The organism is Thermosipho ferrireducens (assembly GCF_017358165.1).
GTDB classification, from domain to species: domain Bacteria; phylum Thermotogota; class Thermotogae; order Thermotogales; family Fervidobacteriaceae; genus Thermosipho_B; species Thermosipho_B ferrireducens.
This window is the reverse complement of record NZ_CP071446.1, coordinates 804,775-820,164: the sequence shown is the minus strand read 5'-3', so window position 1 is coordinate 820,164 and position 15,390 is coordinate 804,775. Positions and strand designations below refer to the sequence as shown.

Below are 15,390 nucleotides of genomic sequence, written 5' to 3'. Positions count from 1 at the left end.
TTAAATTGAAATATCTAATCTTTCTATACATACTCATTTTCACTTTTTCTTTTGGAACAAACATATACTTTAATACATACAATCATACCGTATTTTTCAACGGTAAGATTTATTCTTTTCAAGGAAATGCCCAGCCATATCGTGGAAAAATTGTAAGATATTATAAAGGGATCAATATTCCCAATGTGAATCTTCCTGGTAATCTTCTTGTTTTAAAGGATGGACAAACCATAGGAACGAATGGAACAATTAAAATTCCTTCAGATTTATTTGAAACATTAAAGGACTGGTTTCTTACCAATAAAATAAATGACGTAATAATAGACAACTATCCAGTAGAAATATATTCTAACAAAATATATGTAAAAAACTTCATGTCAAAGGAAAAACTGTATGAATATTTAGAACTTTTTTTAAAAGAATTTGAACTTCCAGATCTTGAAATTTATTACGGAAAATACGATATAACTCCAGAAAAACCTTCCGTTAAAATATCCACATTCATATTTCCAGACGCTGGTTTTTACGCAGTAAGTGGTATGGACAAAGGACAATTAACTATTAAAACTTACATAAACGGAAACATTTCCGATCATATGGGGATTTTGCCATCAGGAACATATACTATTTTAGCAGTAGCCATGGACCAGCTCGGACTTGAAGCATCAAGCACTACAACTCTTTTCATTCCTGCCTCAACAATTACTTTTGTAGAAAAAACCGTGGAAATAGGAAATAATACAAAATTTGGAACAATAAATTTCATAGGAAAGAAAAATTTTTACGAAATAAGTACAATAAATTCTACTATAACAACTATCACATCAACTGACACTACACCACCTTCACTGAAAATTGTCACCAAAAGAATAACGGATAACTATTACTATATTAAAGTAATCACCTCAGATAAAACATCATTTAACACTATCGCTCTTTTAAACAGTATAAAAATAGAAAGTGGAATTCGAAAGCTCTCAACAGGTTTAAATGTTTTAATAGTGTATTCAGAGGATAGTTTTGGAAACTTTTCTTTTGCAAAAAAGGAAATACGCGCTTTGAAAAATTTGAAAAGTGCGTTCAAATTTTTTGGAGAAAAACGCTGGATCAACATAGGCGGCTTTTTATTTAAAACCCCATATATAAAATCATGGGTAAAGCCAGAAGTTAAGAGGTGGATTACTGATGAACATAAAAAAATTATACGAATTTCCCCATAAAATAACCCATCTGACTGTATTTGTTTTTACAATATTGTCGCTTTTTTTAATATTTTATAGAACACCATCTGATTTAAAAAACATGGAAACCTTAATAATATTCCAGAACGATGAAAGATTATTTTTTTACGATAATCATGAAAAATCTATACCTGAAAAAGCGCAATTCGTTGTTATAAAAGATCTCGAAAATGTAAACTTTAATGAGTTTATCAAAAAATTAGGCAATCGAAAACTTGGAATATTAGAGTTCAACATCTCGGAAAATCTGGCAAGGAAAATAGCAAAATTTATACCTAAAAACCAGATAATTTACGCACACTATATAAAACCAGAGGAACTTACAAACTATACAGAAAATAAATTGTTCAAAAGAATATGGCGAGCTGTGGTAGAAAGAAGTATAGATCTCATAATACTACCAGAAACGAAACTAACTGAAATCGCTCGAGAAAAAGCTTCCTCGTTTTTTAATATAAGTTCCCCGCATCCATATGAACAACCACTGTTTCCATACAAATTTTTTGGTATAATCCTTGGCATTTATGTACTTATATTCTTTCCATCAGCAGTTTTTGCCTTCATATTGTTTCCTCTTTCTTATACAATATACGTTTCAACAGTGAGTATAATTGGAACAGTTGTTCTTTTTTTCAGACTACAAAACAACTTCGAAAAATTTTTTGCTTATTTTTCACTTGGTATATTAACCAATCTATCACTGTATGAATTTTACTTTTTAAACAATATAGAACTCTATAGAGGGGTAAAATTATCAATTTCACTACTTCCAGCCATAATGCTATTAAAGTTTATATTGAAAAGAAAGCAGGAAATAAAAGGCGTTTTAAAAATAATAATTCCATTCTTCGCCGTTGCTGGAATTTATTATATAATAAGAAGTGGAAACAGCGACCTGGTACTAAACTTTGAACGAAACTTTCGAGAGTTTGTAGAAAATCTTTTCGTAATACGTCCAAGAACAAAAGAATTATTTTTGTATCCTTTCTTATTTGGAAGTCAATTAATATCAAAAGACAGCATATGGTTCGACATGTTTGAACTTTTAGGAACAATAGCTCTTGTATCTACATTTAACACTTTCTGCCATATTCGAGCCCCACTCTTTATAAATGGTTATAGGGAAATAATAACATTACTTATTGCCCTGTCAATATATGGAATCATATACTTTGGAAGGAGGGTAAAAACATGAGAAAAACTCGAATCGTAGCCACAATAGGACCAGCTACTGAATCAGAAGACATGTTGAAAAAACTTGTTGAACTTGGCGTAAATGTGTTTAGACTTAATTCTTCACATGATACTATAAACATACACCAAAAAAGAATTAGAAGAATGAAACAACTCAGAGAAGAAATGGGTGTGCCGTTTGCTATACTTTTAGACCTATCCGGACCAAAAATAAGAACAGGAATCCTCGAAACTGAATACGTTACTTTACAGGAAGGGAATAATCTAACACTCACTGTAGAAGATATCCCGGGGAATACAGAAAAAATTTATATTAACTATTCAAGATTACCTTTTGAAGTAAAAAAAGGCGATAAAATATTATTAAACGATGGAGCAATTGAACTTGAAGTTGTTGGAACAACAGATACCGAAATTGAAACAAAAATTCTAAGAGGTGGGAAAATAACTCATCACAGGGGAGTTAATTTACCTGGCATAGATATATCAATGCCTGCGCTTACAGAAAAAGACAAACAGTTTATAAAACTTGGTGTCGAAGAGGGTATAGATTATTTCGCTCTCTCATTTGTGAGAAAAGTATCTGATGTTCGTCTTGCAAAATCTTTAAGTAATGGTATACCTGTTATTGCAAAGATAGAAACAGCTCAAGCTCTTGATAATTTAGACTCAATTATCCAGGAAGCAGATGGTGTCATGGTTGCAAGAGGAGACCTTGGAGTTGAAATACCCCTTTCAAAAGTGCCCATAGCGCAAAAACAAATAATAGAAACAGCTAATAGATTTGCAAAACCAGTTATAACTGCAACACAGATGTTAGAAAGTATGATCAAAAACGAAACACCAACACGTGCTGAAATTTCAGATATCGCAAATGCCATTCTTGATGGAACAGACGCAGTTATGCTTTCTGCCGAAACATCTATTGGCAAAAATCCTTTAGAATCGGTAAAAGTAATGGATGAAGTGGCAAGAACAACAGAAAAATTCATGCACAGTTACGATTCGTTAGAATTAGAATGGATAAGGACATACTACATTTCAGAAAACATTTCCGATGCCATATCTCATGCCGTATATAATCTAACATACGATGTAAATGCAAAACTCATTATAACCGCAACAAGCACTGGTAACACTGCTATCAACGTGGCAAGACTGCGTCCAAAAGTCCCCATAATGGCGGCAACTCCAAATGAATCAACTTATTACAAACTAAGCCTCGTGTGGGGAATAATCCCTGTAATGATAAATCAAACCGCTTCTACAGATGAAATGATCTCTGAAGTATTGAAAAAAGCCAAAGAACTCAATCTTGCCTCAAAAGGTGATAAAGTTGTTATAACCGCTGGTATTCCGTGGGGAAGACCTGGAACAACCAACACTGTTCAAATTCAAGAAGTTTACTAATATTCAAATAGGGAGGTATAATTCTGTTTTTCAAAAGACCTGAAGATGATCAAACATTCGACGTAATAGTGGTAGGTGGCGGTCATGCTGGAATTGAAGCAGCACTTGCCACTGCAAAACTTGGTTTAAAAACATTGCTTTTAACTGGTAATCCTGATAATGTAGGCTGGGCTCCATGCAACCCTGCAGTAGGTGGACCGGCAAAAGGTATTGTTGTTAGAGAAATAGATGCTTTAGGCGGAGAAATGGCAAAAACCACAGATGATACAATGATTAATGTTAGAATGCTGAATACAGGGAAAGGTCCAGCTGTGCGTGCACTACGTGCTCAAATAGACAAATATGAATATTCACTTACAATGAAAAAGAAATTACAGCAACAGAAAAATCTTATCCTCCGATTTGGTATAGTCGAAAAATTACTTGTAAAAAACGGAAAAATTGAAGGAGTTGTAGATTCATTTGGAATAGATTATAAATCCAGAGTTGTCATTCTTACCACAGGAACATTTTTAAGAGGAAAGATATTTATAGGTAGAAGCACTATGGAAGCTGGAAGAATGGGAGACTTTCCATCAAAAGGATTAAGTCTTTCTTTAAAAGAACTTGGCTTCAAACTTGGAAGATTTAAAACAGGAACTCCTGCCAGGGTTTTAAAAAACAGCATTGATTTCTCAAAAATGACCAGACAGGATACAGATGACATTCCAAGAAATTTTTCATACTTTAGTGAACCTAAACTACTTTCAAAAAATTTCCCTTGCTGGTTAACTCACACAAATCCCTCAACACATAAAGTAATAAAAGATTACCTCATATATTCCCCATTATATGGGGAAATTAAACTCATCCAGAGCATTGGCCCAAGATATTGTCCTTCAATTGAAGATAAAATAATTAAATTTAATCGTGACAGTCATCAGGTATTTGTTGAACCTGAAGGTAAAAACAGTGAAGAATACTATTTAAACGGCCTATCTACAAGTTTACCTTATGCCGCGCAAATTCAAATGCTCAGAACAATCCCGGGTCTTGAAAATGTAGTTATTGTTCGGCCGGCATACGCCATTGAATATGATTACATAGATCCCACCCAGCTTTTCCCAACACTTGAATCCAAAATAATAGAAGGACTATACTTTGCAGGTCAAATTAATGGAACAAGTGGATACGAAGAAGCCGCAGGGCAGGGACTCATTGCGGGAATAAACGCTGCCATGAAAATTCTTGGAGGAAATCAACTTGTACTGAAACGAACGGAAAGTTACATAGGAATAATGATCGACGATCTTGTAACAAAAGGTGTTGACGAACCTTACAGACTTTTAACTTCAAGAGCTGAATATCGATTACTAATTCGCCATGACAACGCACACTTAAGACTTACAAAATATGGATACGAAGTTGGGCTAATACCAAAATGGTTCTATGAAAAAGTTATAAAACTGGAAAAAGATATAAATTACCAGCTTCAGCGATTGCAAAACGTTAAAATACCAGCTAGTGGTGAAATAAACAAAAAGCTTGAAGAACTTGGCACAACTCCTATAAAAGAAGGAACAAGACTCGCAAATTTACTAAAAAGACCTGAAATAAATTACAAAGACCTGTCCAGTTTTGATCCTGAACCAATTACGGATCGAGAGATCATAGAACAGTTAGAAATTTCGCTTAAATATGAAGGATATATAGAAAAAATGCTTGAAGATGTTAGAATTTTCGAAAAATATGAATCTGTCGATATATCCAGCATAAACTTTGATAAAGTCCCTAATTTATCAACAGAGGCACGAGAAAAACTTAAAAAAATTACCCCACGTTCTATTGGACAAGCCATGCGTATACCAGGAGTAACACCTTCTGATATAACAAATATAATAAGTTACATTAATAAATAATTGCAGGAATCAACTTAAATTTCTATTGATAATTTCCTTTTCTGTCTTTTTCTCAAATAATACAAACCTATAACACTTACCCATGACAAAACAGAAATAGTAATATAAGTAAATCTTACTCCAGCGTTATCCAGCAATTTTCCAAAAAATGGTGCAAAAATGGCAAAAGCTAAACTTCCTGCCAGACTCGCAATTGAAAGAACAGTGGCTCGAAATTTATCTTCTACTTCAAGATTTACATAAAACTTTAAGAATGGTGAAGCAGCACCTCTAAACATTTGTTGCAAAGAAAAGAATAAGATAGAAACTTTTGAAACCAAAATAACCGGCATGGTAAAAGACACGGCAAATAAAGTGCTTAAAACCAGTAAAACACGTCGTGGTCTTCTATCTTTATATTTTTTTACAAGAAACTTTGAAGAAAAAGAAGCAATTAAATTAAACCCGAAAAATATCGCCCCATAATAAAAAACATCGATATCAACAAACTCAAAATATGGTTGATACAACCAAAAACTCAACCCAAGAAACGTTCCACTGAACATAGCAAAACAAATTGCCCACAAAACTCTTTTTTTACTCCAGACAATATTAAAACTTTCCAGAATATGTTTAGAATATTTATGTTCACTTTTTTCCCTTTCAGGTTCCACAAAAAACAAAGATATAAAAGACGCAAATATTACAAATCCAAAACTAAACCACCATGGATAATATGGATTTATTTTATATAACATACTACTAAATATTGACCCCACTCCCAGAGAAAAAAACACTAAAGAATCGGTACCACCCTGAATTGTGTGAAATTCCTTCTCTTTCCCCATCTTTTTCAAACTTTCAAAAAGAAGGGCGCTATCGGCTCCTGAATAAAATGTAGCACCTATCCCAAACAATACTTCTGCTACTGCAAAAGTCCAGAAATTCCACCCAAAAATGTATAACAAAATACTTATAGCCGCAAATATTCCTGAAAAAAAGATAGAAATTTTTCTTGAAATTTTGTCTGCAATTGTCCCCGTGGGAATCTCAAAAACAATAACCGCTATTCTTGCAATCGTTTGCAGAGATAAAATTTGAAAGTAAGACAATCCTTTGTATAACATAAAAGGAACTAAAATAGGTCCAATAATAAGCAAATTTATAAATAGTTTAAAAAGTCGATAAACTCTAATATTAACAGAAATATCCATTTCCCTATCCCCTTTCTTTATAATAATTAAAATATATTGTATCATTTAATAAGAAATTGTCAAATTTTAATAAAATTATACAAACCTATTTTAATATTCTTTCTTTTATATGTTTCACTCTTTTTATCTGCCTCTTATCTTTGTTACTTTATTATTCCAAATCTCCACATTTTCATTTCCATCTAATTTATTATCAAGTCCAACAAAAAAGCGAGCTTCAAAGCTCGCTTGTTTAGTTTTCATTTCTCAATCGATATAAGGAAAAAATCGAAAAGTTGTATGGTTTTCATTCCTTATAGGTAGAAGCTAAACGGAGGTAACTCCCTTGGCAGGGGATGCAACGTGATAGTAGTTTTGTTTTCATTCCTTATAGGTAGAAGCTAAACGAGCACATCTATGTTTTCATTAAAGTTTTAGAAAAAAAAATTTAGTTTTCATTTCTTATAGGTAGAAGCTAAACGGAAAAGGAATGTATATGAGATTAATGTGTATGATCAAAAGTTTTCATTCCTTATAGGTAGAAGCTAAACCAAAAGGAGGGGATTTTATGGCAATTTTTAAGGGAGAAAAAAAGTTTTCATTCCTTATAGGTAGAAGCTAAACCTTTAAGAGATGATCCAGCTAAAAAAGTTAATAGATATGGTTTTCATTCCTTATAGGTAGAAGCTAAACGGTATGAAGCGGTCGTTGATTACGCAACAGGTAAGATTTTAGTTTTCATTCCTTATAGGTAGAAGCTAAACGAAGATTTAAGTATGAGATTAAATAGTGATTATATAAAAAGCGTTTTCATTCCTTATAGGTAGAAGCTAAACTTATCCAGAAAATAGTGAAGAATTAATAAGTAATTATCTGTTTTCATTCCTTATAGGTAGAAGCTAAACAGTTAACAGCACGTGCTGTCTGTATTGGCAGCACGTGCGTGTTTTCATTCCTTATAGGTAGAAGCTAAACCGACTTACCGATGAGGAATTCGAACTTTTGAAAACAGTTTTCATTCCTTATAGGTAGAAGCTAAACCCAAAATGATGTTTATCGCTGCAAAAACGCCATATTTGTTTTCATTCCTTATAGGTAGAAGCTAAACCCGTAAGAAATTATATAATATAAGGCTTTGCGAAAAGTTACATTCCGATTAGAAAGAAGTTAATTAAAAGTAAAGTCGTTTATTTATGCGCCTTTACGTGCGTTTTTTGTCCCGATAAAATTGGCTGTTTTTCACCATTTTTCACTCGTTTACTTAAACTTTACAATGTTAAGAAAGCGTGGTTGTTTATTCACGCTGGTTTAGATATAAAATGTTAACGGATGGTGAACGAGGGTGATATAGAGATATTTTGTTAATTTTATTATTTAAGATTCCTCGTCGCTGAACTCCTCGGAATGACATAAAAAAGAGTGTCATCCCGAGCATATGCGAGGGGGATGTCATCCTGAGGAGCGTTAGCGACGAAGGATCTTATTTTACCAACCTTGCTAACTCTTGCTAATCTCGCCAATTAAGATTCCTCACCCTTCGGGTTCGGAATGACATGGGCGGAGAGCAACCCTCGCTAACTTTTACATATGACCAAAAAAACAGGCCCCTATGGGGCCTGTTCTTACTCTATAACTTTAACGCTATAATTATCTCTTTAATCCACTGGCGGTTCTTAGCATTTCGTCCGCTGTTTGAATGGTTCTTGAATTAAGCTCGTATGCTCTCATGGCACTTATCATATCTACCATTTCTTTAACTATGTCTACGTTTGATTTTTCCACATATCCCTGAAGCAGTGAACCAAACCCATCCTGACCAGGTGTCCCCTCAATTGGCGCTCCACTTGCTGGAGTTTCCAGGAAAAGGTTATCTCCTATTGCTTTTAACCCGGATGGATTTACAAACCTGACAAGAGTTATAGTACCAATATTTTGAATGGTACCATCTTGAAGTTCGGCAGTAACTATTCCATCTGGTGATACGTTTATAGCAACAGCATTTTGAGGTATTACCATATTCGGTGAAAGCAAATGTCCATTACTTGTAATTATTCTTCCATTACCGTCTATTTTGAACTGGCCATCTCTTGTATACGCGATTCTTCCGTCTTGAAGTTGTATCTGAAAGAAACCGTCACCTGAGATCGCTAAATCCGTCGAGTTTCCTGTGTTTTCAAGATTTCCCTGTGTAAATACTCGAGTGGTCGCCGCAAGTCTTGTTCCATGGCCAACGTACAATCCTGTTGGATGAAGTGAATTTTGAGCAGTCGCTGCTCCTGCGTTTTTTGAATAATCGTATAATAGATCCTGAAATTCTGCTTTCACTTTTTTATAACCCGCAGTATCGACATTAGCTATATTATTTGAAAGAGTATCCAATTTAAATTGCTGTGCCCACATTCCCGTTGCCGCTGTATAAAGTCCGTTTATCATTCCAACACCTCCTTCATATTCTACCTGAGGGTTCCCACAGAATTAACCGATTTGTTGAGAAGTTCGTCGTGAACCACAATAGCTTTTGCAAGAACCTCATAATGTCTGGTTGCTTCTATCATTTTAACCATATTTTTTACTATGTCCACATTTGATTTTTCTACATATCCTGGCAAAATCCTAAATTGTTTTCTAATTGTTTTTGGGGAACCCGTGAAGAAGGTGTTCCCAAGCTTTTGTAGATTATCAAGTTCTACAATTGCTATTTTTACAATCCTGCCGTTATTAACAATAGTTCCATCATCTGCTATTTCAAAATCCCTATCGAGTTTTATTGGTTTTCCGTTAACGTCGAGCACATAATATCCCTCATTTGTGGTTAAATAACCTTCGTTGTTTAATATAAATTCCCCATTTCTTGTATAAAGCGTTTTATCTCCTTTTTTTACAACAAAAAAGCCTGAACCATCTATGGCCATATTTGTTGGAACGCCAGTATGCTCCAGAACTCCTTGCGAAAAGTTGGTTTTTACTTCATCAAGAACAAGGGCTTGTTCAAAACTACCTAACTTAATATACCGCATTTTTTTGTTTTCAGGTTCTGGTTTTAATGCGTATATTTCTTTATTCAGATAGGTTTTAAACGCCAGCCCATCAGATTTAAATCCAGTTGTGTTTGCATTGGATAAATTGTTTGAAAGAGTATCAAGTTTTGTTATATCCGCAAGCATCCCCATTGCCGCGAGGTACACTCCTCGATACATTTTATCACCTCAACGTTGATAAGTTATTGCCACCTCTTTTAATAATTCTTCATCATCGAGTAAAATTCCTGTACCTCGCGCAACACAGGTTAAAGGATCTTCTGCTATTCGGCACGGTACCCCTATTTCTTCGTATATGGCTTTATCAATGCCTCTTAGTAAAGCTCCTCCACCTGTTAATACTATACCTTTTTCCATAATATCAGCTGAAAGTTCTGGTGGTGTTTTTTCCAGCACGACTTTTATTCTCGCAATGAGATTGTCAATAATAGGTCTCAACATTTTATAAACACCTTGAGAGTTTATAACATCTGTTCTTGGTAATCCAGTCACAGCATCTCTTCCTTTAATAGTCATTTCGAAATCTTCAACCTCTTCATGAGCTTTTCCAATTCTAATCTTAACTTCTTCTGCTGTAGATTCTCCAATGACAAGTCCTAACAGCTTTCTTACACTTTTTATAATTATTTCATCCATCGCATTACCAGCAAGTTTTATAGAATCTCCTACAACAATTCCCCCAAGACTTATTACAGCTATATCTGTTGTCCCACCACCAATATCAATTACCATATTACCTTCTGGTTGAGTTACATCTATACCGGCACCAATCGCTGCTGCAAGTGGTTCAGAAACTACAAACACTTTTTTAGCGCCGGCATTAATTGCTGCATCAAAAACTGCCCTTTTTTCAACAGTCGTGGTTTTTGCAGGAATACCTATTACTATATCAGGTTTAAAGAAGAAACCTTTCGTAACTCGCCTTATAAAAAGTTTTAAAACTTCAGAAATTATTGTATAATCTGCTATTACCCCATCTTTCATTGGACGTACAGCAAGTATATTATCTTCCGGTGTTTTTCCAAGCATCTTTTTAGCTTCCTCACCAATAGCTATTATCTTATCAGTATTTTTCGAAATAGCAACAACAGAAGGCTCGTAAAGCACTATTCCTTTTCCTTTTTGATAAACTATAAAATTTGCTGTTCCCAGATCAATTCCAAGGTCATTCTTTCCCATATGTTTCGCTCCTTTCTTCATGCTTTTCAAATAGATAAAGACCTATCACTACTAAAAATGTCCCTAAAATTAACAACAATGTTGGAAGTCTTTTGAAAATTATAACCTCTGAAACCGCCGTAACAACAGGAATTATATAAACTGCATTAGTTGTTGTTCTATCACCAAGTGTCTCAATAGATTTGTTCCACAACACATATCCCAGAGCAGAACATAAAACTCCAAGATATAAAAGCCCAACAATACCTTTAAAGTTTACTACAATAGCCGGACTTATTGCAACTTCAAATAGAGAGAAAGGAATTAAAGTTACAACTCCCCAAAACGTGATTTCAAATATTGCCGCTATAGAAGAACTATCCTTTAACTTTACAATATGATGCGTATAAAACACCCATGAAAACGCTGCCAGAAAAGCCAGGGCATCTCCTATGGGATTAACCTTTAAATATATTCTACCATTAAGTATAACAACAAAAACTCCAATAAGAGCAATAAACGAACCTAAATAGTGAAAAATATTTGTTTTTTTCTTATAAACAAAGTGAGTAAACATCACATACCATATTGGTGCTGTGGAAACAATCATTGCAGCATTTGTTGGACTGGTGAATTTTAAAGCAATATTTTCCGCAGCAAAATATGCAGTAATTCCCCAAAAACCTGCTAAAATCTTGTGTATATTAAAAAGTTGTATTTTTCTTTTTCTGGGTACAACAAGTAACGTAACCAGAGCTACTAAAAATCTTACTAAAGCTGCGGTAAGTGGCGATATTGAACCTACAACTATCCTCGTAGCAATAAACGATAATCCCCAGAGTAATATAACTATTATTAATCCAAGATATCTTGCCACAGATATCACTCTCCGATAGTTTTTTCCAGTATTTTTAACATTTCTAAAATGCTGGTTGCTTTATATACAACCGCCAATTTTCTATTATCTAAATATTTCCCTTCTATAAGAACTTTCTGGATCCTATCTGTCCAGCCTCCTGTTCCTGACATTAAAATTACAGGTTTTCTATTAGAATACGCCCCCAATATTTCTATAGCTGTTCCTATTTCACCACCAATTGATACAACCACATCTACATTTTTAACAAGTATAAAAGAACGCATTTGAAAATCCAGGCCCGTTTGTATCTGATGTGTAACATACTTATTTCCATCCTCCTCAAAAGGAAGAATGCCCAGGCTCACACCGCCTACTTCTTTTACCCCTTTTGATACAAGTTCCATAACTCCGTCTCTTCCCCCGGTATAGACAATGTATTTTTTTCCTAATTCTTTTCCAATTTCTATACACAACTCTTTTAAAGAAAGGGAAAATAAATGCGGATTTCCAGAATATCCAATAACCGCTACTCTTTTCATTATTTCCTCCTTTCAAAAATGCGGGGATAATTCCCCGCATTTAATATTTTACTTATTTTCGCTCGCCTTTTAAGACTGATACACATCTTGGACAAATATTCGGAAATTCTTCACTCTGTCCTGTTTTCGGATGATATTTCCAGCATCGATTACATTTTTCGCCTTCGGCTTTAATAACTGACACGTTGACAAGTTCACCTTTCTGATCCCCTTTTCCAAATTCCACCTGAGAAACTATTAAAAATTCCCCAAGAATATCTTCATAATTTTCTAAAAGTTTTTGAACATCTTCGTTCAACGCTTCTATTATAACTTTAGCATCCAGCGAATGACCTATTACTCCTCTATTTCTTGCATTCTCAAGCGCTTTTAGCACATCATCTCTTATCATTAATAGAGCTTTAAAATCGCTTATTAATTCTTCGTCAATCCACTCTTCACGCACTTCTGGCCACTCTTCTATGTGGATTGTTTCGTATTTTTTGAATGGGCTCGCCTCATATGCTTCCTCACTTGTAAAAACAAGGATAGGTGCCAGCATTTTTATCAACGCTTCGAGAATGTAATACATAGCAGTTTGTGCTGATCTTCTATATATTGAATCTTTTGCCTCAACATAAAGTCTATCTTTTATAATGTCAAGATAAGTTGCACTTAATTCTACAGTACAATATTTATTAATAGCACTATAAACTTTTGAATATTCATATCTTTCATAGTAACCTGTTATTTGCTTAATAACCTGCATGAGCCTTCCAAGAGCCCATTTGTCTATGGACAAAAGTTTATCATATGGAACCAAATCTTCCTCTGAAAAGTCGCTAAGATTTCCCAATAAATATCTTAAGGTGTTTCTTATTTTTTTGTAAACTTCTACCTGCTGGTGAATTATATTTTTTCCTACTCTAATATTATCAAAAAAGTCAGTGCTTGCTATCCACAACCTCAGAATATCTGCACCATATTTATCCACTATTTCTCCTGGGTCCACAACGTTTCCCAGAGATTTACTCATTTTTCTTCCCTGCTCATCTTTTATAAACGCATGAGTAACAACAGCCTTGTATGGCGCTTCTCCGGTATATGCTACAGACATAAATATGGAACTCTGGAACCATCCCCTGTGCTGATCATCGCCCTCCAGATAAAGATCAGCAGGAAACTTTTCACCTTTTGAACGTACCACCGCTTCAAAAGAACAACCAGAATCTATCCATACATCTAATGTATCATATGTTTTTTCAAATTCATTTTTACCACATTTAGGACACTTCACACTTTCAGGTATTAATTCTTCCTCAGAAAGTTCAAACCACGCATCTGTTCCCTGGTTTTTAACTATTTCTATAAATTTATCTATAATTTCAGTATCCAGAAATACTTCTCCACAGGATTTACATTTTACAGCAGGAATTGGAGTTCCCCAGACTCTTTGCCTTGAAATAGTCCAATCTGGTCTTTCACTTACCATTGCTGTTATTCTATTTTCACCCCACTCTGGATGCCATTCCACTTTTTTTATTTCACTGAGTACTTTCTCTCTTAAATTATTGGCATCAACAGAAATAAACCATTGGGGAGTTGCTCTAAATATTACTGGATTTTTACATCTCCAGCAATGCGGATAGCTATGTTCTATTTTTGAGCTTTTTATCAAAGCTCCTGATTCTTTCAAATCTTCTATTATCACTTTATTTGCGTCCCATATTTTCATTCCTGCATATTTTCCAGCATCTTCTGTGAAAATTCCATCTTCATCTACCGGAGAAAGAACAGGAAGCCCGTACTTAATTCCTGTCAAATAATCTTCTGTACCATGACCAGGTGCAGTGTGAACACAACCTGTTCCATCCTCTAACGTTACATAGTCTGCAAGAACTACAACAGACTCTCGTTCAACAAACGGATGTTTTGCCCTTAACCCTTCCAGTTCTTTACCTTTTACCTTTTCTACCAGGATATATTCTATATCCGTCTCAGAAGCAAACTTCTGTACCAGACCCTCTGCTACAATCCATTTTTCATCGTTAACTTTTATTTTTACATAATCATAATCGGGATGAACAGCAATAGCAACATTCGCTGGAAGTGTCCACGGAGTAGTTGTCCATATCACTATGTAAGTACCTTCTTCGCCCAATACTTTGAATTTAACATATATGGACGGAGATGAATGATCATGATATTCTACTTCCGCTTCTGCAAGCGCTGTTCTACATGTTGGACACCAATAAACTGGTTTATTACCTCGATATACATTACCATTTTGAACAAGTGTCTTAAATATTTTCAATATATGTTCTTCATATTCTGGTAAAAGTGTTAAATATGGATTTTCCCAGTCGCCTCTAACTCCTAACCTTTTAAACTGTTCACGTTGAACATTTACAAAGTGTAAGGCAAATTCTCTACATTTATTCCTTATCTCCACAGGTGACATATCTTTAATCTTCTCGCCCATCTCTACACTAACTCTATGCTCAATGGGAAGTCCATGCGTATCCCATCCAGGTACGTATGGAGCTTTGAACCCTCTCATAGTTTTATAACGAATCACAATATCTTTCAAAACTTTATTCATGGCAGTTCCTATATGAATGTTTCCATTCGCATATGGAGGTCCGTCGTGTAACATAAACACCGGTCTACCCTCTCGAGCTTTTAAAGAAAGATTATAATCGTCTAATTCACGCCACTTTTTCAGAATCTCAGGCTCTTTTTTCACAAGATTTGCTCTCATCGAAAACGATGTAAACGGAAGATTTAAAGTTTCTTTATAGTCCATCAACTCACCTCCGAACTTCCCAGTTTATATTTAATATAATTATTGATAATAACTAATTGATAATAACTAATAATAAAAAAGGTGGCCCTCCCGCCA

At 34.6% G+C, this 15,390-nt stretch carries 11 protein-coding genes and 1 CRISPR repeat array; of the genes, 4 read left to right on the top strand and 7 right to left on the bottom strand.

Going from position 1 to position 15,390, the window contains the following annotated elements:
- Positions 1-5: 5 nt before the first annotated feature.
- The 4 genes from JYK00_RS03970 to mnmG are packed head-to-tail and all read left to right on the top strand — an operon-like array spanning position 6 to position 5,743.
- Positions 6-1,220, top strand: a complete 1,215-nt coding sequence (locus JYK00_RS03970) for a hypothetical protein (RefSeq protein ID WP_207567393.1) — start codon at positions 6-8, stop codon at positions 1,218-1,220.
- Positions 1,186-2,436: a DUF5693 family protein gene (locus tag JYK00_RS03965; RefSeq protein WP_207567392.1), complete on the top strand. Its 1,251-nt coding sequence runs from the start codon at positions 1,186-1,188 to the stop codon at positions 2,434-2,436. Before JYK00_RS03970 ends, JYK00_RS03965 begins: the two co-directional genes overlap by 35 nt.
- Positions 2,433-3,845 carry a pyruvate kinase gene (gene pyk, locus JYK00_RS03960; protein ID WP_207567391.1) on the top strand — a complete coding sequence of 471 codons (1,413 nt, stop codon included), beginning with the start codon at positions 2,433-2,435 and terminating at the stop codon, positions 3,843-3,845. The genes JYK00_RS03965 and pyk overlap by 4 nt, the downstream gene beginning before the upstream one ends.
- A 23-nt stretch (positions 3,846-3,868) precedes the next feature.
- A complete protein-coding gene (gene mnmG, locus JYK00_RS03955) occupies positions 3,869-5,743 on the top strand; it encodes a tRNA uridine-5-carboxymethylaminomethyl(34) synthesis enzyme MnmG (RefSeq protein WP_207567623.1) in 1,875 nt (624 codons plus the stop codon).
- A 14-nt stretch (positions 5,744-5,757) separates the two neighbouring features.
- Here the strand turns inward: mnmG and JYK00_RS03950 are convergent, their stop codons facing one another.
- The 7 genes from JYK00_RS03950 to ileS all read right to left on the bottom strand — a co-directional run bounded on the left by JYK00_RS03950 (position 5,758) and on the right by ileS (position 15,294).
- Positions 5,758-6,936, bottom strand: coding sequence for an MFS transporter (locus tag JYK00_RS03950; RefSeq protein WP_207567390.1), 1,179 nt, complete (start codon positions 6,934-6,936; stop codon positions 5,758-5,760).
- Between the two features lie 282 nt (positions 6,937-7,218).
- A CRISPR array of direct repeats spans positions 7,219-8,023; the repeat unit is 30 nt; unit sequence GTTTTCATTCCTTATAGGTAGAAGCTAAAC.
- A 539-nt stretch (positions 8,024-8,562) separates the two neighbouring features.
- Positions 8,563-9,348, bottom strand: coding sequence for a flagellar basal-body rod protein FlgG (gene flgG / locus JYK00_RS03945; protein ID WP_207567389.1), 786 nt, complete (start codon positions 9,346-9,348; stop codon positions 8,563-8,565).
- Positions 9,349-9,368: 20 nt separating this feature from the next.
- Entirely contained in the window at positions 9,369-10,112 is a 744-nt protein-coding gene (flgF, locus tag JYK00_RS03940; RefSeq protein ID WP_207567388.1) for a flagellar basal-body rod protein FlgF, read from the bottom strand.
- A 9-nt stretch (positions 10,113-10,121) separates the two neighbouring features.
- Positions 10,122-11,132, bottom strand: a complete 1,011-nt coding sequence (gene mreB / locus JYK00_RS03935; protein WP_207567387.1) for a rod shape-determining protein — start codon at positions 11,130-11,132, stop codon at positions 10,122-10,124.
- Positions 11,119-11,994, bottom strand: a complete 876-nt coding sequence (locus JYK00_RS03930) for a DMT family transporter (RefSeq protein ID WP_407701726.1) — start codon at positions 11,992-11,994, stop codon at positions 11,119-11,121. The genes mreB and JYK00_RS03930 overlap by 14 nt, the downstream gene beginning before the upstream one ends.
- Entirely contained in the window at positions 11,994-12,509 is a 516-nt protein-coding gene (locus JYK00_RS03925) for a TIGR00725 family protein (protein ID WP_207567385.1), read from the bottom strand. The genes JYK00_RS03930 and JYK00_RS03925 overlap by 1 nt, the downstream gene beginning before the upstream one ends.
- Before the next feature lie 52 nt (positions 12,510-12,561).
- On the bottom strand, positions 12,562-15,294 hold the full coding sequence (gene ileS, locus JYK00_RS03920; RefSeq protein WP_207567384.1) for an isoleucine--tRNA ligase: 2,733 nt from the start codon (positions 15,292-15,294) through the stop codon (positions 12,562-12,564).
- Positions 15,295-15,390: the final 96 nt, after the last annotated feature.

Excerpts from the sequence above, each read along its gene's own strand:
- JYK00_RS03965 (WP_207567392.1), top strand. The coding sequence starts at position 1,186 with ATGAACATAAAAAAATTATACGAATTTCCCCATAAAATAACCCATCTG.
- pyk (WP_207567391.1), top strand. The coding sequence starts at position 2,433 with ATGAGAAAAACTCGAATCGTAGCCACAATAGGACCAGCTACTGAATCA.
- JYK00_RS03950 (WP_207567390.1), bottom strand. The coding sequence starts at position 6,936 with ATGGATATTTCTGTTAATATTAGAGTTTATCGACTTTTTAAACTATTT.
- flgG (WP_207567389.1), bottom strand. The coding sequence starts at position 9,348 with ATGATAAACGGACTTTATACAGCGGCAACGGGAATGTGGGCACAGCAA.
- flgF (WP_207567388.1), bottom strand. The coding sequence starts at position 10,112 with ATGTATCGAGGAGTGTACCTCGCGGCAATGGGGATGCTTGCGGATATA.
- mreB (WP_207567387.1), bottom strand. The coding sequence starts at position 11,132 with ATGGGAAAGAATGACCTTGGAATTGATCTGGGAACAGCAAATTTTATA.
- JYK00_RS03925 (WP_207567385.1), bottom strand. The coding sequence starts at position 12,509 with ATGAAAAGAGTAGCGGTTATTGGATATTCTGGAAATCCGCATTTATTT.
- ileS (WP_207567384.1), bottom strand. The coding sequence starts at position 15,294 with ATGGACTATAAAGAAACTTTAAATCTTCCGTTTACATCGTTTTCGATG.